Annotated in this window: 21 protein-coding genes; 8 read left to right on the top strand and 13 right to left on the bottom strand. The window is 68.3% G+C overall.

Annotation, left to right across the window (positions count from 1 at the left end):
- Window positions 1–32: 32 nt before the first annotated feature.
- On the bottom strand, window positions 33–1,304 hold the full coding sequence (locus tag ULB03_RS09340; RefSeq protein WP_322482893.1) for a M16 family metallopeptidase: 1,272 nt from the start codon (window positions 1,302–1,304) through the stop codon (window positions 33–35).
- The gene (thrC, locus tag ULB03_RS09335) at window positions 1,301–2,722 is read right to left on the bottom strand and encodes a threonine synthase (RefSeq protein ID WP_322482892.1); all 1,422 of its coding nucleotides are present in this window, start codon (window positions 2,720–2,722) and stop codon (window positions 1,301–1,303) included. The genes ULB03_RS09340 and thrC overlap by 4 nt, the downstream gene beginning before the upstream one ends.
- 348 nt (window positions 2,723–3,070) lie before the next feature.
- On the opposite strand from thrC, the gene ULB03_RS09330 reads away from it, so the two are divergent.
- Entirely contained in the window at window positions 3,071–3,649 is a 579-nt protein-coding gene (locus ULB03_RS09330; RefSeq protein ID WP_322482891.1) for a hypothetical protein, read from the top strand.
- The gene (locus tag ULB03_RS09325; protein WP_322482890.1) at window positions 3,646–4,224 is read left to right on the top strand and encodes a hypothetical protein; all 579 of its coding nucleotides are present in this window, start codon (window positions 3,646–3,648) and stop codon (window positions 4,222–4,224) included. Before ULB03_RS09330 ends, ULB03_RS09325 begins: the two co-directional genes overlap by 4 nt.
- A gap of 67 nt (window positions 4,225–4,291) precedes the next feature.
- On the opposite strand, the gene ULB03_RS09320 is transcribed toward ULB03_RS09325, so the two are convergent.
- The 8 genes from ULB03_RS09320 to coxB all read right to left on the bottom strand — a co-directional run bounded on the left by ULB03_RS09320 (window position 4,292) and on the right by coxB (window position 11,195).
- Entirely contained in the window at window positions 4,292–4,963 is a 672-nt protein-coding gene (locus tag ULB03_RS09320; RefSeq protein ID WP_322482889.1) for an SURF1 family protein, read from the bottom strand.
- A 94-nt stretch (window positions 4,964–5,057) separates the two neighbouring features.
- Window positions 5,058–5,459 (bottom strand): DUF983 domain-containing protein, encoded by a 402-nt coding sequence (locus tag ULB03_RS09315; protein ID WP_322482888.1) that lies wholly within the window; start codon window positions 5,457–5,459, stop codon window positions 5,058–5,060.
- 42 nt (window positions 5,460–5,501) lie between these two features.
- The gene (locus ULB03_RS09310; RefSeq protein ID WP_322482887.1) at window positions 5,502–6,371 is read right to left on the bottom strand and encodes a cytochrome c oxidase subunit 3; all 870 of its coding nucleotides are present in this window, start codon (window positions 6,369–6,371) and stop codon (window positions 5,502–5,504) included.
- Between the two features lie 183 nt (window positions 6,372–6,554).
- The gene (locus ULB03_RS09305; protein WP_322482886.1) at window positions 6,555–7,163 is read right to left on the bottom strand and encodes a cytochrome c oxidase assembly protein; all 609 of its coding nucleotides are present in this window, start codon (window positions 7,161–7,163) and stop codon (window positions 6,555–6,557) included.
- A 149-nt stretch (window positions 7,164–7,312) separates the two neighbouring features.
- The gene (locus ULB03_RS09300; RefSeq protein WP_322482885.1) at window positions 7,313–7,498 is read right to left on the bottom strand and encodes a hypothetical protein; all 186 of its coding nucleotides are present in this window, start codon (window positions 7,496–7,498) and stop codon (window positions 7,313–7,315) included.
- Window positions 7,499–7,541: 43 nt separating this feature from the next.
- Window positions 7,542–8,465 carry a heme o synthase gene (gene cyoE, locus ULB03_RS09295; RefSeq protein ID WP_322482884.1) on the bottom strand — a complete coding sequence of 308 codons (924 nt, stop codon included), beginning with the start codon at window positions 8,463–8,465 and terminating at the stop codon, window positions 7,542–7,544.
- A gap of 154 nt (window positions 8,466–8,619) precedes the next feature.
- Window positions 8,620–10,233, bottom strand: a complete 1,614-nt coding sequence (ctaD, locus tag ULB03_RS09290) for a cytochrome c oxidase subunit I (protein ID WP_145729731.1) — start codon at window positions 10,231–10,233, stop codon at window positions 8,620–8,622.
- A 56-nt stretch (window positions 10,234–10,289) separates the two neighbouring features.
- A complete protein-coding gene (gene coxB / locus ULB03_RS09285) occupies window positions 10,290–11,195 on the bottom strand; it encodes a cytochrome c oxidase subunit II (RefSeq protein WP_322482883.1) in 906 nt (301 codons plus the stop codon).
- Between the two features lie 605 nt (window positions 11,196–11,800).
- On the opposite strand from coxB, the gene tldD reads away from it, so the two are divergent.
- The 4 genes from tldD (at window position 11,801) to ULB03_RS09265 (ending at window position 14,706) form a co-directional block, all read left to right on the top strand.
- On the top strand, window positions 11,801–13,234 hold the full coding sequence (tldD, locus tag ULB03_RS09280; RefSeq protein WP_322482882.1) for a metalloprotease TldD: 1,434 nt from the start codon (window positions 11,801–11,803) through the stop codon (window positions 13,232–13,234).
- A gap of 22 nt (window positions 13,235–13,256) precedes the next feature.
- Complete coding sequence (locus tag ULB03_RS09275) at window positions 13,257–13,859, top strand: DUF4287 domain-containing protein (RefSeq protein WP_322482881.1); 603 nt, start codon at window positions 13,257–13,259, stop codon at window positions 13,857–13,859.
- A 138-nt stretch (window positions 13,860–13,997) separates the two neighbouring features.
- Window positions 13,998–14,300 (top strand): hypothetical protein, encoded by a 303-nt coding sequence (locus ULB03_RS09270; protein WP_322482880.1) that lies wholly within the window; start codon window positions 13,998–14,000, stop codon window positions 14,298–14,300.
- Between the two features lie 178 nt (window positions 14,301–14,478).
- The gene (locus ULB03_RS09265; RefSeq protein WP_322482879.1) at window positions 14,479–14,706 is read left to right on the top strand and encodes a hypothetical protein; all 228 of its coding nucleotides are present in this window, start codon (window positions 14,479–14,481) and stop codon (window positions 14,704–14,706) included.
- A 111-nt stretch (window positions 14,707–14,817) separates the two neighbouring features.
- Here ULB03_RS09265 and ULB03_RS09260 read toward each other — a convergent pair whose 3' ends face one another.
- The 3 genes from ULB03_RS09260 to ULB03_RS09250 all read right to left on the bottom strand — a co-directional run bounded on the left by ULB03_RS09260 (window position 14,818) and on the right by ULB03_RS09250 (window position 17,093).
- A complete protein-coding gene (locus ULB03_RS09260; protein ID WP_322482878.1) occupies window positions 14,818–16,185 on the bottom strand; it encodes a glutamate--cysteine ligase in 1,368 nt (455 codons plus the stop codon).
- Window positions 16,186–16,302: 117 nt separating this feature from the next.
- Entirely contained in the window at window positions 16,303–16,926 is a 624-nt protein-coding gene (locus ULB03_RS09255; RefSeq protein ID WP_322483808.1) for an RsmE family RNA methyltransferase, read from the bottom strand.
- On the bottom strand, window positions 16,827–17,093 hold the full coding sequence (locus ULB03_RS09250; protein WP_322482877.1) for an RNA methyltransferase PUA domain-containing protein: 267 nt from the start codon (window positions 17,091–17,093) through the stop codon (window positions 16,827–16,829). Before ULB03_RS09250 ends, ULB03_RS09255 begins: the two co-directional genes overlap by 100 nt.
- 193 nt (window positions 17,094–17,286) lie before the next feature.
- On the opposite strand from ULB03_RS09250, the gene ubiA reads away from it, so the two are divergent.
- The gene (gene ubiA / locus ULB03_RS09245) at window positions 17,287–18,228 is read left to right on the top strand and encodes a 4-hydroxybenzoate octaprenyltransferase (RefSeq protein ID WP_322482876.1); all 942 of its coding nucleotides are present in this window, start codon (window positions 17,287–17,289) and stop codon (window positions 18,226–18,228) included.
- On the top strand, window positions 18,225–18,899 hold the full coding sequence (locus tag ULB03_RS09240) for a class I SAM-dependent methyltransferase (protein WP_322482875.1): 675 nt from the start codon (window positions 18,225–18,227) through the stop codon (window positions 18,897–18,899). Before ubiA ends, ULB03_RS09240 begins: the two co-directional genes overlap by 4 nt.
- Window positions 18,900–18,909: the final 10 nt, after the last annotated feature.

Genomic DNA, 18,909 nt, shown 5'->3' with positions numbered 1-18,909 from the left:
CAGCCCCTCCCTATCCCCGTTGCCGCGGTTTCTCAGTGCCCAAGCCGGGCCCGGATGCGGTCATACAATTCCAAGCCCGTCACCGGCCCCAGGGCGGTGACCACCGGCACACTGTCCAGCAGCCGGCGGGCGCAGCGTTCAACCGCCGCCACGTCGACCGCATCCACCCGGGCCAGCATCTCCGCCGTCGGAACAGGCCGGCCGTGAACCAGCATCTGCTGCCCGACCTGCTCGCACCGCGCCATGCTGCTCTCCAGCGCCATCACCAGGCTGGACTTAAGCTGGGCGCGGGCGCGGGCCACCTCTTCCTCGCGGATGTCCCCCACCAGGTTGGCGACCTCGCCGCACACCACCGGCACCAGTTCGGCCACTTGGTCCGGCCCCGTGCCAGCATAGATGCCGAACAGGCCGGTCTCGGCGAAATGGCTGGCGAAGCTGTAGATGCTGTAGACCAGCCCGCGCTTCTCCCGCACCTCCTGGAACAGGCGGGACGACATACCGCCCCCCAGCAGCGTGGACAGCACCTGCGTCGCGTAGTTGTCCTCGTGATGGACGCCCACCGCCTCGAACCCCAGCACGACATGGGTCTGCTCCAAGTCGCGCTCATCGCGGAAGTCGCCGCCGCTGTAGCGCGCCGCCTCCTGCGTCCATGCCTGGGGCTTGGGCAGGGCGCCGAACATGTCGGACGCCATCTCCACCATGCGGGCGTGCTCGATGCGGCCCGAGGCCGCCACCACCATGGCGGGGCCGGAATAGTGCCCCTGGACATAGGCCACCAGATCGTCGCGGCTGAGCCTCTCCACGATCTCCGGCAGGCCCAGCACCGGGCGGCCCAGCGCCTGGCCGGGGAAGGCCGTGGCCTGGAAATGATCGAAGATGATGTCGTCGGGGGTGTCCTCGGCCTGGCCGATTTCCTGCAGGACGACCGTGCGCTCCTTGGTCAGCTCCTCGGCGTCCAGACTGGCGTGCTGCACCATGTCCGCCACGATGTCCAACGCCAGGGCCGCATCCTCCTTCAGCACCTTGGCGTAATAGGCCGTGTGCTCCCGCGTGGTGTAGGCGTTGAGGTGGCCGCCCACATCCTCGATCTGGCGACTGATCTGATAGGCGTCGCGCTTGGGCGTGCCCTTGAACAGCATGTGTTCCACCAGATGGGCGACGCCGTTGACCTCGGGCGCCTCGTCCCGGGTGCCGACGCCGACCCAGACGCCCAGCGACACCGTCTCCACCCCGGCCATGCTGTCGGTGACGACACGCAGGCCATTGTCCAGCGTGGTGACCTGGATTCCGCTGCCGTCGCTCATGCCGCCGCTCCCGTGACGCGGGACTTGGCGCGGACGAAGGCCTTCACCGCCTCGACGTCGTTGGGCAGGACGGTCACGCGCTCCTCCCGCTCATAAAGGTCGGCCAGGTGGCGGGGCAGCGGCGGGTGCACGCCGGTCGCGGCCTTGACCGCGTCCGGGAACTTGGCCGGGTGGGCGCAGGCCAGGGACACCAGCGGCACCTCGGCCGGCACGGTGCCGGCGGCACGGGCCTGGGCGGCGGCATGCACGCCGACCGCCGTGTGCGGATCCAAGAGGTAACCCGTGGTCTCGAACACCCGGCGCATGGTTTCCGCCGTCTCATGCTCATCGGCGCGGAAGCCGTCGAACAGGCCGCGCGCCTCGGCCAGCTGGCGCTCATCCACCGTGAAGCGGCCGCTGGCGGCGAAGCCGTCCATCACGCCCGTGACGGCGGCGCCGTCGCGGCCCAGCAGGTCGAACAGCAGGCGTTCGAAGTTGCTGGACACCTGGATGTCCATGCTGGGGCTGATGGTGGGGACCACGCCGTTGGTGGCCATGGTGCCGGACTGGAAGAAGCGGGTGAGGATGTCGTTGCTGTTGGTGCCCACCACCAGGCGCTGGATGGGCAGGCCGAGGGCCCGCGCGCCATAGGCGGCATAGACGTTGCCGAAGTTGCCGGTGGGGACGGAGAACGCCACCGGCCGGTCCGGCGCGCCCAGCGCCACGCCCGCCGCCACGTAGTACACCACCTGGGCCAGGATGCGCGCCCAGTTGATGGAGTTGACGGCGGAGATGTTCAGCTCATCCCGATAGGCCTGGTCATTGAACAGGGCCTTCACGATGGCCTGGCAGTCGTCGAAGGTGCCCTCCAGCGCCACGTTGTGCACGTTGGGCGACAGCACGGTGGTCATCTGCCGGCGCTGCACCTCGGACGTGCGGCCCTTGGGGTGCAGGATGACGATGTCCACCAGCTCCCGGTCGCGGCAGGCCTCGATGGCGGCCGACCCGGTGTCGCCGGAGGTGGCGCCCACCACGGTGATGCGGCGGCCGCGCTTGGCCAGCACGTGATCGAACAGACGGCCCAGCAGCTGCAGCGCCACATCCTTGAAGGCCAGGGTGGGACCGTGGAACAGCTCCAGCACCCAATCTTCCTGACCCAACTGGGTCAGCGGCGTGACGGCGGCGTGGGCGAAACTGCCATAAGCGTCATGCACCAGGGCGCGCAGCTCATCCGGCGCGATGGCCCCGTCCATGAAGGGCGCCATGACGCGCGTGGCCAATTCGCCATAGCTGAGGCCACGCAGGGCGCGCAGGGCGGCCGCATCGAAGGTCGGCCACGCGGCCGGCACGTACAAGCCGCCATCGCGGGCCAACCCCGCCAGGAGCGCGTCCTCAAAGCCCAGGACCGGCGCCCGGCCCCGCGTGCTGATATAATCCACCCTAGGCATCCCTTGGCTTAACTTGAACCCCTACAGTAGCCAGTGCCGCCAAGGTCCCGCAAGCCCGCCAAACCCCCAGGATCCGCATGGGGGATTCGCATGGCGCACGGCGGCCGCGGAGGCGAACCCGCCGCCACCAGGCCATTGGCGCCCCCTGCCCCCACCCTGGGGATGGGGTGCGTCCAATTTTCCCGGAAATGACACTTGGAAACCGGCGCCGGTTGCGGTGCAATAGGGTTGGCGGTTGATCCGCCATTCACTCGCACCACTCCCGACGGGCCGAACCGGATCGAAGCAGCGACTCCGGGCTGGGCCGGGGTCTTTTTGGATGGGGCATCCCGGGGCACCATGGGGCTTCTGCACGCGATCTTGCTGGCCGGCACCCTGGCGGTGGTGGTGGGCCTGATCATCATGGTCATAGGCAAGCTGGGCGAGGCGGCGGTGGAGCGCCACCCCGAGATGCGCCGTGCCGCCAGCCGCCTGCCGCTGGGCGCGCAGATGGAAAACCGGCTGGAGGGGCGCGAGGCCGACGTGCGCGCGGAACTGACTGCCCTGCAAAACGCCCTGGGCGAAGCGCGCCGCCGCCGCTATGCCCTGGACAAGGAGTTGGAGGACGCGCGGCGCAGTGCCCAGGCCCCCGTGCGCGTGGTCGGACGGGAGGATGCCGGCCTGAACCGATTCGTCGCCTGGATGGTCAACCGCCTGGTGCAGCAGGCCCAGACCGACGCCAGGACCGTCATCGCGCTGGACCCGGAATGGGCCGGCCCGCAGGTGATCGAGGTGTGGTCGGAAAACCTGTCCGATGCCCGGCGCGACCTGCTGCGCTATTTCCCCGCCCCCTTGGGCTATGTGCTGCTGAGCATACAACTGGCCAACAGCGGCAAAGCCGCCAAGGACACGGTCACCGAGACGGAGAGCATGGCATGATGGCCTTGTTGCTGACCCTGCTGGCCGTGGCGGTGGCCGCCGGGCTGACCGGGGAGCGCGCCTGGAACCGGGTGGCGGAAGCCAAGACCCGCCGCCGTCAGATACTCACCCGCGCCCGCGAGCAGAGCCAGCGCATCCGCCGTCTGGCCCGCGCCACCTATGCCATGAAACAGCAGCGCCGCCATGTCCGCCTGACCCTGGAGACGCTGGAGGATGAGTGCGCGCGGCTGGAGCAGGATATCAAGCGCGCGTCCCGCCCGGAAAACCGCATCTTCGTGCTGGAAGAACGGCGCAACGCCGCCGACGCCGCCTGGCTGGCCACGGTGGAGGTGGGCGGCACCGTCGCCGACAGCGCCGTGCCCGCCGCCGTGCCGTGGCAGCGCCGCCAGTTCCTGCTGTGGGCCGCGGATGACGAGGCCGCCCGCGCCCGCCTGGAACGGCGGTTTCCCCATGGCAGCGGCTTCCGCATCACCCAGTTGATCCTGCGCCCCGGCCACGCCACCACTCCGGCAACCGCCACGACCGCCAAGCTGGAAACCCGCGCGGCCAAGGCGGCCCGGCTGGCCGCTTCTTGAGTTTTACTCAAGCACCGGCCACGGCCCTGTTATGTCCCTGGTTCTCAGTTACCGAGATTTAAGCGCGTCAGTCCTTCTCCACCCGGCTGAAGCGCAGGTAGGTGATGACGGCCAGGGCGATGGCCAGGCTGTACCAGGTGATGGCGTACTGCAGATGATCGTTGGGAATGGTGACGCGGGTCTGGCCGCCGACGGGGAAGCCGCCGGGGTTGGGCGTGGCATCGGCCTCCACCACCACGGGCTCCGGCACCTCCGTCCCCGCCTTGGCCGCCATGGCCGGCAGGTCGTACCAAAGCCAGAAATTGTCGTTCACCAGATTATCCGGCTGCATCCAGCCGCGCGGCGGCGGCACGCGCGCCACGCCCTGCACCGTCACCTCCCCCTCCAGCTGGCCGTCCGGCCGGCGGGCCGGATCCTTGCCCTGGGTGGGAACCCAGCCGCGATCGACCAGCACCACGCCGCCGCCATCGGCCCGCACGAAGGGTGTCACCACGTCATAGCCGGGCGCGCCCTTCAAGGACCGGGCGCCCAGGTACAATTCATGATCGTTCAGGAAATGCCCGGTGAGCCGCACCCGGCGATAATCCCAGACTTTGGGGTCGTCGATCTTGGCAGGCAAGTCGACGGGGGTGGCCGCCATCTGCTGCTGGATGTGGTCCAGGATACCCTGCTTCCAGAACAGGCGCTGAACCTGCCAGGTGCCGAGGCCGGCCATGAAGACGATGGCCCCGCCGGCCACCAGTCCCCCCAGAAGGTGGGTCGGAAGCGCCGGCGCCCTTTGCTTCCGGGGGCCTTGGTTCCGGGAACCGGGGCGGCGGTGATGGGGGAGGAAGTCATGCGCCAGGAGTCCTATCGCTGTCACGGTCGTCCGGCCCCTCGAACTCGGCCCGGCGGTAACGGTATTGCAGGGCGAACACCACGCCCTTGGCCGGGCGCAGCAGGCCCAGGGTGCCGCCCAGGATGACCACGCCCCAGACCAGGCCCGTCAACCATAGGGGCCAGTCCACGCGCATGGAAACCATCAGCGCGATGGGCACGATGATGAAGCCCAGGATGAAGATGAGGAAGACGGCCGGCCCGTCGCCACTGTCGCCCCGCGCCAGCTCAAGCCCGCACACGGAACAGCGCTGCGCCACCGTGAGGTAGCCCGTGAACAAATCGCCCCGACCGCAGCGGGGGCACTTGCAGCGCAAGCCCGCCAGGATCGGGGCGACAGAGGAGGCGTCAGAGTCCAAGACACGTTTCCGTCAAAAGGGCGGAAGGACCGGGTCCCGTGATCAATGGGGGATCACGCCGCGCGGGGTGGAACCCCACCAGTAGATGCTGACGAACAGAAACAGCCAGACCACGTCGACGAAGTGCCAATACCAAGCCGCGGCCTCGAACCCGAAGTGGCTCTTGGGCGTGAAGTGGCCGGCGCGGGTGCGGAAGAAACAGACGATCAGGAATATGGTTCCGACGATGACGTGGAAACCGTGGAAGCCGGTCGCCATGAAGAAGGCCGAGGTATAGGCGTTCTGGGCGAAGCCGAATTCGGCGTGGATGTATTCGTAGGCCTGGAAGCAGGAGAACAGCAGGCCCAGCAGGACGGTGAAGCCCAAGGCCCTGGCCGCTTCCTTGTTGCGGCCCTCGACCAGCGCGTGGTGCGCCCAGGTGACCGTGGTGCCGGACAGCAGCAGGATGACGGTCATCAGGATGGGCATGTCGAAGGGATTGACGGGCTCGATCCCCTTGGGCGGCCACATGCCACCGTTGGCGGCGACGCGCCCCACCTGCTCCGCCTCGTTGAAATAGATGCTGGTGTCGAAGAAGGCCCAGAAGAAGGCGACGAAGAACATCACCTCGGAAGCGATGAACAGCGTCATGCCATAGCGCAGGCCGATCTTCACGACGGGGGAGTGCAGCTTACGCACCACCGATTCGCCGATGACGTCCCGCCACCAGGCGAACATGACACCCAGGACGCCCAGGCCGCCGGCGATGGCCAGGTACCAGCCATGGCCATGCATGCCCAGGACCGTACCGCTGGTCAGCAGGCCGGCCGCGATGGAGGCGACCAAGGGCCATGGGCTGGGGTCCACCAGGTGGTAGGGCTGCTTTATGCCCTCAGAGTTGCCGGGAGCGGTGTGAGCCTGGACGTCAGCCATGTTCTTGTTTCCCTCGGATCAAAACAACGCGGTGGTCGTCAGATTGCGGCGGTCATTGCCGCCCCGGTCCTTATTGGTGCCCTCCCTGATCCCCTGTTCGGGGATTGGACACTCCCTTGGTAAACTTTCCTACGGCCCCCGTCCAGAGGTTGTACGGTGGCGAAGCCATTGCCCGGGGACGCTTTAGCCCCCCGGACGAACAGCGGCCGCTCCGGCCGGAGCCTGGTCCTGCACCGCCGCCGCCGTCTGGTCGGCCGCCAGGAAGAAGGTGTAGGACAAGGTGATGGTGGCCACGTCCTTCATGTGCGGGTCGTCGGCCAACGACGGGTCGACGAAGAAGGTCACGGGCATGTCCAGTTCCTGCCCCGGCTCCAGCCGCTGGCGGGTGAAGCAGAAGCACTGGATCTTGTTGAAGAAGATGCCGGCCTTGTCGGGGGTGACGTTGAAGGTCGCGGTGCCGACCAGCGCCTTGTCCGACAGGTTCTTGGCGTGGTAACGGATTTCCCGCACCTCGCCCAACTTGACCTGCACGGCGTTCTGCACCGGCTTGAATTGCCAAGGCAGCTCGCGGTTCACTTCGGCATCGAAACGAACGGTGACGGTGCGGTCGACCACGCGGTCCGCCCCCTTTTCCGCCACCTGCGTGGTGCCGCCGAAGCCCGTGGCCTTGCAGAACACCTGATAGAGCGGAACGGCGGCGAAGCTCAGGCCCACCATGCCGGCGACCAGGGCGAACGCCCCCGCCAGCATGCGGCGGTTGCGCCGGGCCAAGTCGGGCGCCGGCGGCCTCATGGGGACTCGGGGCGTGGGGTCTCACTCAACCTGTCACCTCCCTGGCTGTGACGGCGACCACCCCCGTGGATGGCCTTGGTCTTGGCGCCAATGGCGGGTTCACCCGCCCACTTTGTTCTGAACAGTCTGGAACCGCCGGAAAGGGCGGTTCACTGGCCCGGCGCGTTCAGCCCCATGCGCACGATGGCCACGACATAGATCAATGCCACGAACCCCAACAGCGAGAAGAATAGCGCCAGGTTCTTGCCACGCTGGCGGCGCGCCCGCTCCGCCGCGTCGACCACAGGCTCAGCGGCGGAAGGGGGAGCGTTGGAGGAGGTCGTGGTGTCGGCCATACGGTCAGGGTTCCTATGCGGAGGGGCCCTCTCGACGGAGAGGTCAGGCCACCAGCTTCTCACCGATCAGGATGGCGAGCAGCAGGAAAAGGTAGAGGATGGAATAGGCGAACATCTGCTTGGCGGCACGGTGGGTCTTGTCCAGCATGACCCGCACGGCGCACAGGATGAACAGCAGGCTGAGCACCGTGGCGCCCACCAGATAGGCGACGCCGCCGACCCCGAACCAGTGCGGGGCGATGGCGATGGGCAAGAGCAGCAGGGTATAGGCCAGCATCTGGCGCTTGGTCGCGGCCTCGCCCGCCACGACGGGCAGCATGGGCACGCCGGCGCGGCTGTAATCGCCACTACGGAACAGGGCCAGCGCCCAGAAATGCGGCGGCGTCCAGAAGAAGATGAGGCAGAACAGCAGGATGGGGCCGATGCTGACGTCGCCCGTCACCGCCGCCCAGCCGATCATGGGCGGGAAGGCCCCGGCCGCCCCGCCGATCACGATGTTCTGCGGCGTGCGGCGCTTCAGCCACATGGTGTAGACGAAGACGTAGAAGGCGTTGGCCACGCCCAGGATGGCGGCGGCCACCCAGTTGACGGCCAAGCCCATCAGCAGGACGGACGCGACCGACAGCACCACACCGAAGGCCAGCGCCTCATCCGGGTTCACCTTGCCCTGGGGGATGGGGCGGCCACGGGTGCGTTCCATGACCGCGTCGATGTCGCGGTCGTACCACATGTTGATGGCGCCCGCGGCACCGGCGCCCACGGCGATGCACAGCAGCGCCACCACCGCCAGCACGGGATGAAGGGTCCCCGGCGCCACCACCAGGCCGGCCATGCCGCTGAACACCACCAGCGACATGACCCGGGGTTTCAGCAGGGCGATGTAGTCGGCAACGGTACCCGGCAGACCAGTGGGCAGGCCGGTGGCCTGGGCGGGAACGGTCTGGCCTTCAAAGGCGGTATCGGTCATCTGTCTCGCATCTCATCTGACGCCTGCACCCCTGGATGACAGGGGACCGTTCCCATGCGGGGGAACGGCAGCGCCTTTAATCAGGCAAAACCGCGCGGGAAGCCACCCCTCCCGCGCGGTCGTCGCCTATGCAGCCGGTGCCACCCTCAGCACCTCACTTGATGCGGGGCAACACCTCGAACTGGTGGAACGGCGGCGGGCTGGACAGGGTCCATTCCAGCGTCGTCTCACCCGTGTTCCAGTAGTCGGCGCCGACGCGGCGGCCGAACATCAGGGTATAAAGGGCCATCACGACGAAGAACAAGGTGGAGCCGAAGGAAATGTAGGCCCCGATGGAGGAGATCTGGTTCCACATGTGGAAGGCGTCCGGATAGTCCGGAATGCGGCGCGGCATGCCCTGCAGGCCCAGGAAGTGCTGGGGGAAGAAAATCAGGTTCACGCCGATGAAGGTGGTCCAGAAGTGCAGGTGGGCCGCCCATTCCGGATGCTCCCGGCCCGACATCTTGCCGATCCAGTAGTAGTAGCCGGCGAAGATGGCGAAGACGGCGCCCAGGCTCAGCACATAGTGGAAGTGGGCGATGACGTAGTAGGTGTCGTGCAGCATGACGTCCAGGCCGCCATTGGCCAGGACCACGCCGGTGACGCCGCCCACGGTGAACAGGAAGATGAAGCCGATGGCCCAGACCATGGGCGGCTTGAACTCGATGGAGCCGCCCCACATGGTGGCGATCCACGAGAAGATCTTAACGCCCGTGGGCACCGCGATGATCATGGTCGCCGCGGTGAAATAGGCGCGGGTGTCGACGCTGAGGCCCACCGTGAACATGTGGTGCGCCCAGACGATGAAGCCGACCACGCCGATTGCGACCATGGCGTAGGCCATGCCCAGATAGCCGAACACCGGCTTGTGCGAGAAGGTGGAGATGATCTGGCTGATGATGCCGAAGGCCGGCAGGATCATGATGTACACTTCGGGGTGGCCGAAGAACCAGAACAGGTGCTGGAACAGCAGCGGGTCGCCACCGCCGGCCGGGTCGAAGAAGTGGGTGCCGAAGTTGCGGTCGGCCAGCAGCATGGTGATGGCGCCGCCCAGCACGGGCACGGCCAGCAGCAGCAGGAAGGCGGTCACCAGCATCGACCACACGAACAGCGGCATCTTGTGCAGGGTCATGCCCGGCGCGCGCATGTTGAAGATGGTGGTGATGAAGTTGGCGGCGCCCAGGATGGAGGAGGCGCCGGCCAGATGCAGCGCGAAGATGCCCATGTCGACCGACGGCCCGCTGTGGCCCAGGGCCGAGGACAGCGGCGGATAGATGGTCCACCCGGTGCCGGCACCCGGCCCGATCAGCGAGGACGAGACCAGCAGCAGGAAGGCCGGGACCAGCAGCCAGAAGCTGATGTTGTTCAGCCGGGGGAAGGCCATGTCCGGCGCGCCGATCATCAGCGGCACGAACCAGTTGCCGAAACCGCCGATGACGGCGGGCATGACCACGAAGAACACCATGATCAGGCCGTGGGCGGTGATCAGCACGTTCCACTGCTGGCCGATGTCGGCGGACAGGTGGTTCAGGATCTGGATGCCCGGCTCCTGCAATTCCATGCGCATGACCACCGAGATGGCACCGCCGATAAGGCCGGCGATCACGGAAAAGATCAGGTATAGCGTGCCGATGTCCTTGTGGTTGGTCGAGAACAACCACCGCTTCACGAACCCGGGCTTATGGTCGTGATGCGCGTCGTGAGCCGTATCGTGGGCTGCGTGCGCCATAATTCCAGTTCCCCTCGTTTAATCTCTGCCGGGGTTAAATGTCAGACGGGGCCGGTTCAGCGCGCGGCGCCATTGTCCGTCGCCAGGGCGGTCTTGGTGGCCCCTGCCTTGCCAATCCCCTGGGCCGCTTCCAGCGACGCCAGGAATTCACGACCGGCGTCGATACCGGCGGTCTTGGTCTTCTCGGCCCAAGTCTTGTAGTCCTCCTTGCTGACGGCATGGACGACGATGGGCATGAAGCCGTGGTTGGTGCCGCAGATCAGCGTGCACTGGCCGTAGAAGGTTCCCTCGACGCTGGCCTGCAGCCAGGTCTCGTTGATGCGGCCGGGCACGGCGTGCAGCTGCACGCCCAGCGAGGGCACGTACCAGGAATGGATAACGTCGGCGCCGGTCAGCAGCAGGCGCACGGGCGTGCCCACGGGCACCACCATCTCGTTGTCCACCGTCAGCAGCCGGGGCTGGCCCGGCTTCAGGTCGCTGTCGGAGACGATATTGCTGTCGAAGGCGATGTCGTTGTTGTCCGGGTATTCGTAGGACCAGTACCACTGGTGCCCGGTGATCTTCACCGTCAGTTCCGGATTGGGCGTGCGGTCGCCGTAGTAGAGGACGCGGAAGGACGGCACGGCCACGATCACCAGGATCAGCACCGGCACCACGGTCCACGCCACCTCCAGCAAGGTGTGGTGGCTGGTCTTGGACGGAACGGGGTTGGCGCGGCGGTTGAAGCGCACCATGACCGTCAGCAGCAGCAGCGACACGAAGGCGACGATGCCGATGATGATGTAGAGCAGCAGGCTGTGGAAATTCTCAAGCTGCACCGCCACGGGCGAATAGGCATGCTGCATGCCCAGCTTGCCCGCTTCGGGCATGCTCACCACCGGGTCGGCCAGCGCCACGGAAGCGCGCCCCGCCAGGGCCGTCAAAAGGGCCGCGAAGGCGGCGGCGTTCTTGCGTACGGACATCCCTTACCACTCTCTCGTTGACGGGGACGCGTGACACGTCCCACCCGAAGATTGTCCTGGTGACCCACGCCGGCCTTGCGCGCCCCCTGTTCAGGCGCCAGCCAAAGCGCGGGATGCCGCCCCATCCTCCCGATTATTATGGGGCCCCGCGGTTTTATCGCCTGGGCCCTCCCCTCCCTCCCCTTGCGGCGGGCGGAGCGGAGATGGCGTTCGGCTATCGAGGCACCTGCCCGGGAGTTCAGACCCAGCATCGCAAGCGTTCCCATGGCTAAGGAACACCTGCATCATGGCAGACCATACCGTCCCCGATCCTTGACGTAAAGCGGACAACGCGTCCTAGCCGACACTGTTGGCGGTGGAGGGCCGCCGCCCGGACCCGCCAAGGTGGCACCGCCCCGTCGCCGCCCTGGCCCCCCGCCAGGGCCTTGGAACCACACCGCGAATTGGCTTGTGCCGCCTTTCCCCTGGCGATGGCGGCACCGGCGCGCCATGTTAAGAGGGACACGCCCACCGAGGCCGCGCTGGCGCCAGTCCCGGTGGGCGGCCCATTGCCCCCTCGGCCCGTTGCCGCTTGGCCCATTGCCCGTTACCTGGAGTTCCGCCCCATGAGCCTACTCGCCCAGACCGACGATCTGTTCTTCACCCGTGCGGGATTGGACCGCGCGCGCACCGAATCGATCGTCGCCGACGCGCTGAAGGGCGGCGACGATGGCGAGCTGTTCCTGGAATACGCGCAGTCAGAAGGCGTGTTCTGGGATGACGGCAAGCTGAAGAGCGCCTCGTTCGACACCACCCAGGGCTTCGGCCTGCGCTCCGTCGCCGGCGAAACCACCGGATTCGCCCATGCCTCCACCCTGTCGGAGGACGCGTTGAAGCGCGCCGCCGCGACGGTGCGCACGGTCCAGGCCGGCCACGGCGGCACCTATGCCGAGCCGCCGGTGGGCACCAACCGCGCCCTGTACGCCGCCGACAACCCCCTGGCCCTGGTGCCGTTCGAGGCCAAGGTGAAGCTGCTGGCCGACATCGACGCCTATGCCCGGGGCCGCGACCCCCGCGTGCGCCAGGTCAGCGCCAGCCTCTCCGGCGAATGGCAGGCGGTGCAGATCATCCGCGCCGACGGCCACCGCGTGGCCGACGTCCGGCCGCTGGTGCGCCTCAACGTCTCCGTCGTCGTGGGCGAGGGTGACCGCATGGAGGCCGGCAGCTTCGGCGCCGGCGGCCGCGTCGCCTATGAGCGGTACATGCAGCCGGAAACCTGGCGCCGCCATGTGGACGAGGCCCTGCGCCAGGCGCTGGTGAACCTGGCGGCCATCCCGGCCCCGGCGGGGGAAATGCCGGTGGTGCTGGGGCCGGGCTGGTGCGGCGTGCTGCTGCACGAGGCCATCGGCCACGGGCTGGAGGGCGACTTCAACCGCAAGGCCACGTCCGCCTTCTCCTCCCTCATCGGCCAGCGGGTGGCCGCGCCCGGCGTCACCGTGGTGGACGACGGCACCCTGGAAGGGCGCCGCGGCTCCATCACCGTGGATGACGAGGGCACGCCCAGCCAGTGCAACACCCTGATCGAGGATGGCATCCTGGTCGGCTACATGCAGGACCGCATGAACGCCCGCCTGATGGGGGTGAAGCCCACCGGCAACGGCCGCCGCCAAGGCTTCAGCAGCGTGCCCATGCCGCGCATGACCAACACCATGATGCGCTCCGGCGACCGCACGAAAGAGGAGATCCTGTCCTCGGTGAAGCGCGGGCTCTACGCCGTGAACTTCGGCGGCGGCCAGGTGGACATCGTCTCGGGCAAGTTCGTCTTCTCCGCCTCCGAGGCCTATCTGATCGAGGACGGCAAGATCGGCCCCTCGGTCAAGGGCGCCACGCTGATCGGCAACGGCCCGGACGCCCTGACCAAGGTCACCATGATCGGCGATGACAGCTGCCTGGACGAGGGCATCGGCGTCTGCGGCAAGCAGGGGCAGAGCGTGCCGGTGGGCGTGGGCCAGCCCACCCTGCGAATCGACGGACTGACCGTCGGCGGCACGGCGGCCTGATCCAAGCAAACGGGAGGCGGCCATGGGTAAGAGCCCGGACGAGATGATGGCCGCCATCCTGCGCAACCTGCCGGCCAAGACCGGCCGGGATGCGGCCGCCTGGACGGCCCTCATCAAGGCCGAGGGACTGGTGGAGCCCAAGGCCTGCGCCCGCTGGCTGAAGCAGGCCCACGGCCTGGGCGGCGCCACCGCCCAGGTGCTGGCGGCCCGCGCGCTGGGGGGTATCCATGACCTGACCCCGGCCCAGCGCCTGGACAAGCTGTATGACGGGCGGGAAGCCTTGCGCCCCATCGGCGACCGCCTGACCGCCCTGGCGGAGGGCCTGGGGGCAGAGGTCACCAGCACCGTCCTGTCCACGATGATTTCCTTCAGCGCCGGCCTGAAGTTCGCGGAGGCTAAGCCGGTCGGCAAGGGGCGGATCGATCTGGGGCTGGCGTTGGGGCGCGAGTCGCCGCCCGTCGGTCCGCCGGCGGTGAGTCCCCTGCCCTTGGTCCCGGTCAAGACGGCGGACCCAAGCGACCGCATCACCTATCGCATACCCCTGGCGTCGGTCGACGCCATCAGCGGCGACGTGGCCGCCTGGCTGGCGCACGCCTACGCCCGCACGCGCGGCGGCGGCCCCTGAGGCCATATCTGCGACAGCGCGCGCCATCCCCTGCCGTATAAGGGCGACGCAGGAGAGCAGGGGGCAACCATGATGGGCACGCGTTCGGTTTTATTGTTTCTGATCACGCTCGCGCTAGCGACACCGGTCCTCGGCGCCATGGCCCAGGATTCGACGACGCCCGACGCGGCGTCCCCCAGCGCAACCACCCCGGGAGCGACCGCTCCGGACACTCCCCAGACGCCGGCGGCGGCGCCCTCGCAGAACGGCACCCAGCCGGACGCCACGGTCGCCAATACCCCCGAGTCGGCAGCCCCTCCGCCGGCGCAAAAGCCGGTCAAGAAACGATGCCCCACCACGGGTAGCCGGTTGGGAGGCGATTGCCAGGCGGGGGCACAGGTGGACCCGCGGCAGGTGCTGGAGAACCGCACCAACCCCTCGGGCATGCTGCCACCCCATTGAGATTTTTGGACGCGCTTACCCTTTTTGGGAGGGGCTGGCCGGCGGTATGTGTGAAGTGCGGGGCTCCCTCAAATGGGGCGCTCGCCTTGCAACGCCTGGGGTTAAGATACGGCTTGCCCACACGACCACAGCGCGCATTAATCCGTTTGTTACCGCTCACAAAACAAACGGAGGTTTCATGCGTCATCATCCGCTGTTGCTGGCCGCTCTCTCCCTGACCCTGCTGACCGCGGGCTGCCAAACTCAGCCCGCCTCTGAGCAGACCGCCAACGCAGCACAGAAAGCCGCGCAGACACAGTGCGTGAACACGGGCAGCCGGCTGGCCCGCAACTGCAACGATGTCAGCCACGCCGACCCGAAGGACCTGCTGAACCGGCCCATGGGCTCCAAGGTTCCTGGCTCCTAAATCGCCAAGCGATGCGTGGCGAAAAGAGCGCCCCGTGAGAGGACGCGCCCCAGGGAGGAATCCCGGCCCGCCCAGGCCGGGAGTAAGCCAAGGTCCGTCAACGGACCAGCCTCAGTACGCGTACTCGGCGTAAACGCGGTCGATATCGCCGCCCCACTCGCCATTGAACTTGTTAAGCAGCTCGGTGGCCGGCGAGACGCCGCTGTCCACGATCTCCTGCAACGCGTCCAGGAAGTGGCTTTCGTTGTCGCCCATGCCCGCCATGCGCGCCCGGCCGTCCAGGCCGGCGCGGGAGATGGCGACCGTCTGGCGCGCCAGGTCCAGCACCGTGCCACCGCGGAACGGCGTGTCCAGGCCCAGGCGCGGCACGTTGTTGCGCAACTGGGCCCGCTCCTCCTCCGTCCAGTCCTTTACCATGTCCCAGGCGGCGTCCAGCGCCGTGGTGTCGTACAGCAGGCCCACCCACAGGGCCGGCAGGGCGCACAGGCGGCGCCACGGCCCACCGTCGGCACCGCGCATTTCCAGGAAGCGCTTCAGCCGCACCTCCGGAAACAGGGTGGTCAGGTGGTCCACCCAATCGGTGATCAGCGGCTGTTCACCCGGCAGGGCCGGCAGCTCCCCGCGCAGGAAGGCGCGGAAGTCCTGGCCCGACGCGTCGATGTACTGGCCATCGCGATAGACGAAGTACATGGGCACGCCCAGGGCGTGGTCGGCGTAGCGCTCGAAGCCGAAGCCATCCTCGAACACGAAGGGCAGGTCGCCACAGCGGTCGGGATCGGTGTCCGTCCAGACATGGCTGCGCAGGCTCTGGAAACCGTTGGGCTTGCCCTCCTTGAAGGGGCTGTTGGCGAACAGCGCCGTGGCGATGGGCTGCAGCGCCAGGCTGACCCGGAACTTCTTCACCATGTCGGCTTCGGAGCTGAAGTCCAGGTTGACCTGCACGGTGGACGTGCGGGTCATCATGTCCAGGCCCATGGTGCCCTTCTTGGGCATGTAGTCGCGCATGATGCGGTAGCGGCCCTTGGGCATCCAGGGGATGTCCTCGCGCGCCCACTTCGGGTTGAAGCCCAGGCCGATCATGCCGATGCCCAGGTCGGCGCCGATGGCCCGCACCTGGGCCAGATGCTCCGACACCTCGCCACAGGTCTGGTGGATGGTGCTGAGCGGCGCGCCCGACAGCTCGAATTGGCCGCCCGGCTCCAGGGTGATGCTGGCCTGGCCCCTGGTCAGGGCGATGATGTTGTCGCCCTCCTTCACCGGGGTCCAGTCATAGCGCGACGCCATCTCGGTCAGGATGCGGCCGATGCCCTGCTCCCCCTCATAGGGCAGCGGGCGGTTGTCGCCCAGGCGGAAGGCGAACTTTTCATGCTCGGTGCCGATGCGCCAGGCGTCCGCCGGCTTGCAGCCCTGTTCCAGGTATTCGACCAGCTCGCGGCGGTCGGTGACGGGGGCACCCGGGCTCTTCGGCGGCGCAGACATCTGGTCGGTCCTTCTTCACAAGGCTTGGTTCACAAGGCACGGGCGGGAGGGCAAGGCGGCGGGACGGCGTGGGTGATGATGGCGGCGCCACCGCCCAACCATATCGCCGAACCATACTCAGCGGAACGGCGGGCGCGCGTCCTGCCCCGGGGCGGATGTCCAGTCGCCGGCCAGCGCCTGCCAAACGGCAAGCACGGCGAAGGCGGCCGTGTCCGCCCGCAGAATGCGGGGACCCAGTCCTACCGGGACAACAAAAGGTGTTTTGGTGAGCCGGTCAAGCTCACCGGGATGGAGGCCCCCCTCCGGTCCCACAAGGAACGCCGCTTTGCCCCCCGCCGCAGTAGCCGCCGTCACAGCCGCGGCCAGGGGCTGGGCCGCCCCCGTCTCCGCCGCCACGAACAGGGGGCGGTCCCGGGTGGCGGGATCATTGGGCCAGGCATCCAGCACGTCGGCCAAGTCGGCCAGGGGATCGACCACCGGCACGGACAGGCGTTCGCACTGTTCCGCCGCCTCCACCGCGTTGGCGCGCAGCCGGTCCAGGTTGACGCGGGGCACGTCGCCCCGGCGGGTCAGCACCGGGCATAGGCGGGCGACACCCAGCTCCGTCGCCTTTTCCACCACATACTCCGTCCGCCCGCCCTTCAGCGGCGCGAACAGCAGCCAGACGTCGGGACACGGCGCCGGCGGCCGCGTCCGTTCCAGCACGGCGACCGTGCCGCCGGATTTGCTGAGGGCGGCGATCTCCGCCAGCCATTCCCCCCCGCCTCGTTGAAGACCAGCAGCCGGTCACCCGGCGCCTGGCGCAGCACGCCCCGCAGGTAGTGCGCCTGGTCGCCCGACAGCCCGGCCGCCTGGCCAGCCACCAGGGGCGCGTCGAGATGCAGGCGGGTGCGGGGACGGTCGGCCATGAGGATCAATCGCGGGGATGGGGAAAGGACACGGAACGGGTACGGCCTAGATGCGGAACATTCGTCCCTTTGTCCATTCTACCATTTAACACTCAAGCATTTTTCATGGGTCTGCCCAGCCCCCGGACAGGTGACCGGCCCGTCCGTTCCCGCTAAGGTCCCGCCGACCGACCCGAAGCCGAGGCCCCACGCCATGCCCAGCGAAACCAGCGAACCCCTAGGCGCCGGCCATACCGACATCCGGCGGGGCAATTGGGTGGACCGATACCTGCCGCCCCCGGCGCGGCCCTACGCGCGCCTGGCGCGGCTGGACCGCCCCATCGGCACCTGGCTGCTGCTGCTGCCCAGCTGGTGGTCCATCGCGCTGGCCGTCCGGCCGGGGCAGGCGCCGGACCTATGGCTGATGGTCTTGTTCGCCATCGGCGCCGTGGTCATGCGGGGTGCCGGCTGCACCATCAACGACATCCTGGACCGGGACTTCGACGCGCTGGTGGAGCGCACCCGCGTGCGGCCCATCCCCAGTGGCGCCGTCAGCGTGCCCCAGGCCATCGCCTTCCTGGTGGCCCAGTGCCTGGTGGGCCTGGGCGTGCTGGTACAAATGAACGGCGCCACCATCGCGCTGGGTGCCGCCTCCCTGGTGCTGGTGGCCGCATATCCCCTGATGAAGCGCATCACCTGGTGGCCACAGGCCTTCCTGGGCCTGACCTTCAACTGGGGGGCGCTGCTGGGCTGGATGGCGGTGCGCGGCGAACTCGCCTGGCCCCCTGTCCTGCTCTACGCCGGCGGCATCCTGTGGACCTTGGGCTATGATACCATCTATGCCCACCAGGACCGCGAGGACGACGTCAAGGTGGGCGTGAAATCCACCGCGCTGCGCTTGGGTCCCGCCGCCAAGCGGTGGATCCTGGGCTTCTACGCCGGCGCCACGGCGCTGTGGGCGGTGGCGGTGGCCGCCGCCGGCATCCACCCCCTGGCCTATCTGGGCGTGGGCGCCACCGGCGCCCTGCTGCTGCGCCAGGCCTGGCAGTGGCGGCCCGACGACCCGGCCGACAGCCTGGCCGCCTTCAAGGCCGCCCGCGTCGCCGGCTGGGTGCTGCTGGGCAGCATCATCCTGGGCATGGCGGGCGCGTCTTGAGCGGCGGGCCAGTTGGCGGTGAACCGGCGGACCGCGCCGCCTTCATCCGCGCCAACACCGCGCCCGAGGCCCCGGCCCTGGTGCCGGAGCTGACCCTGCTGACCGCGACCGAGATCACGCCCCTGTGGCTGGCGACGGAAGAGACGCTGGCCGCCAAGGACCTGCCGCCGCCCTTCTGGGCGTTCCCTTGGGCCGGCGGCCAGGCGGTGGCAAGGCATGTGCTGGACCATCCGGAGCTGGTGCGCGGCCGCCGCGTCCTGGACTTCGCCGCCGGGTCCGGCTTGATCGCCATCGCGGCGGCCAAGGCCGGCGCCACCAGCGTCACCGCCGTGGAGATCGACGCCTACGCCATCGCCGCCATCGCGCTGAACGCCAGCTTGAACGGCGTGGCCTTGACGGCGGAGGAGCGTGACGTGGTGGGCCAGCCCCTGGCGGACATCGACGTGGTGCTGGTGGGCGACGTCTGTTACGAGAAGCCGATGGCCGAGCGGGTCATGGCCTGGCTGCGCGACCTGGCCGGCGACGGCCTGGTGATCCTGATGGGGGATCCCGGCCGTACATACCTGCCGAAGGATGGGCTGGTTCCCCTGGCCACCTACCGCGTGCCCACGACGCTGGAGCTGGAGGACCGCACCCACCGCGACAGCGTCGTCTGGCGGGTGGAGGCTTGACCGGACGGGG

Source organism: Nitrospirillum goiasense (genome assembly GCF_034427435.1).
GTDB lineage: Bacteria > Pseudomonadota > Alphaproteobacteria > Azospirillales > Azospirillaceae > Nitrospirillum.
This window is presented reverse-complemented; position numbering and strand designations above follow the sequence as displayed.

Bases quoted from the DNA above. Each gene is read 5' to 3' on its own strand.
- ULB03_RS09275 (WP_322482881.1), top strand. From the start codon at position 13,257: ATGGGTAAGAGCCCGGACGAGATGATGGCCGCCATCCTGCGCAACCTG.
- ULB03_RS09260 (WP_322482878.1), bottom strand. From the start codon at position 16,185: ATGTCTGCGCCGCCGAAGAGCCCGGGTGCCCCCGTCACCGACCGCCGC.
- ULB03_RS09300 (WP_322482885.1), bottom strand. From the start codon at position 7,498: ATGGCCGACACCACGACCTCCTCCAACGCTCCCCCTTCCGCCGCTGAG.
- ULB03_RS09250 (WP_322482877.1), bottom strand. From the start codon at position 17,093: ATGGCCGACCGTCCCCGCACCCGCCTGCATCTCGACGCGCCCCTGGTG.
- ULB03_RS09270 (WP_322482880.1), top strand. From the start codon at position 13,998: ATGGCCCAGGATTCGACGACGCCCGACGCGGCGTCCCCCAGCGCAACC.
- ULB03_RS09330 (WP_322482891.1), top strand. From the start codon at position 3,071: ATGGGGCTTCTGCACGCGATCTTGCTGGCCGGCACCCTGGCGGTGGTG.
- ctaD (WP_145729731.1), bottom strand. From the start codon at position 10,233: ATGGCGCACGCAGCCCACGATACGGCTCACGACGCGCATCACGACCAT.
- ubiA (WP_322482876.1), top strand. From the start codon at position 17,287: ATGCCCAGCGAAACCAGCGAACCCCTAGGCGCCGGCCATACCGACATC.
- cyoE (WP_322482884.1), bottom strand. From the start codon at position 8,465: ATGACCGATACCGCCTTTGAAGGCCAGACCGTTCCCGCCCAGGCCACC.
- ULB03_RS09310 (WP_322482887.1), bottom strand. From the start codon at position 6,371: ATGGCTGACGTCCAGGCTCACACCGCTCCCGGCAACTCTGAGGGCATA.
- tldD (WP_322482882.1), top strand. From the start codon at position 11,801: ATGAGCCTACTCGCCCAGACCGACGATCTGTTCTTCACCCGTGCGGGA.
- coxB (WP_322482883.1), bottom strand. From the start codon at position 11,195: ATGTCCGTACGCAAGAACGCCGCCGCCTTCGCGGCCCTTTTGACGGCC.
- ULB03_RS09325 (WP_322482890.1), top strand. From the start codon at position 3,646: ATGATGGCCTTGTTGCTGACCCTGCTGGCCGTGGCGGTGGCCGCCGGG.
- ULB03_RS09265 (WP_322482879.1), top strand. From the start codon at position 14,479: ATGCGTCATCATCCGCTGTTGCTGGCCGCTCTCTCCCTGACCCTGCTG.
- ULB03_RS09340 (WP_322482893.1), bottom strand. From the start codon at position 1,304: ATGAGCGACGGCAGCGGAATCCAGGTCACCACGCTGGACAATGGCCTG.
- ULB03_RS09305 (WP_322482886.1), bottom strand. From the start codon at position 7,163: ATGAGGCCGCCGGCGCCCGACTTGGCCCGGCGCAACCGCCGCATGCTG.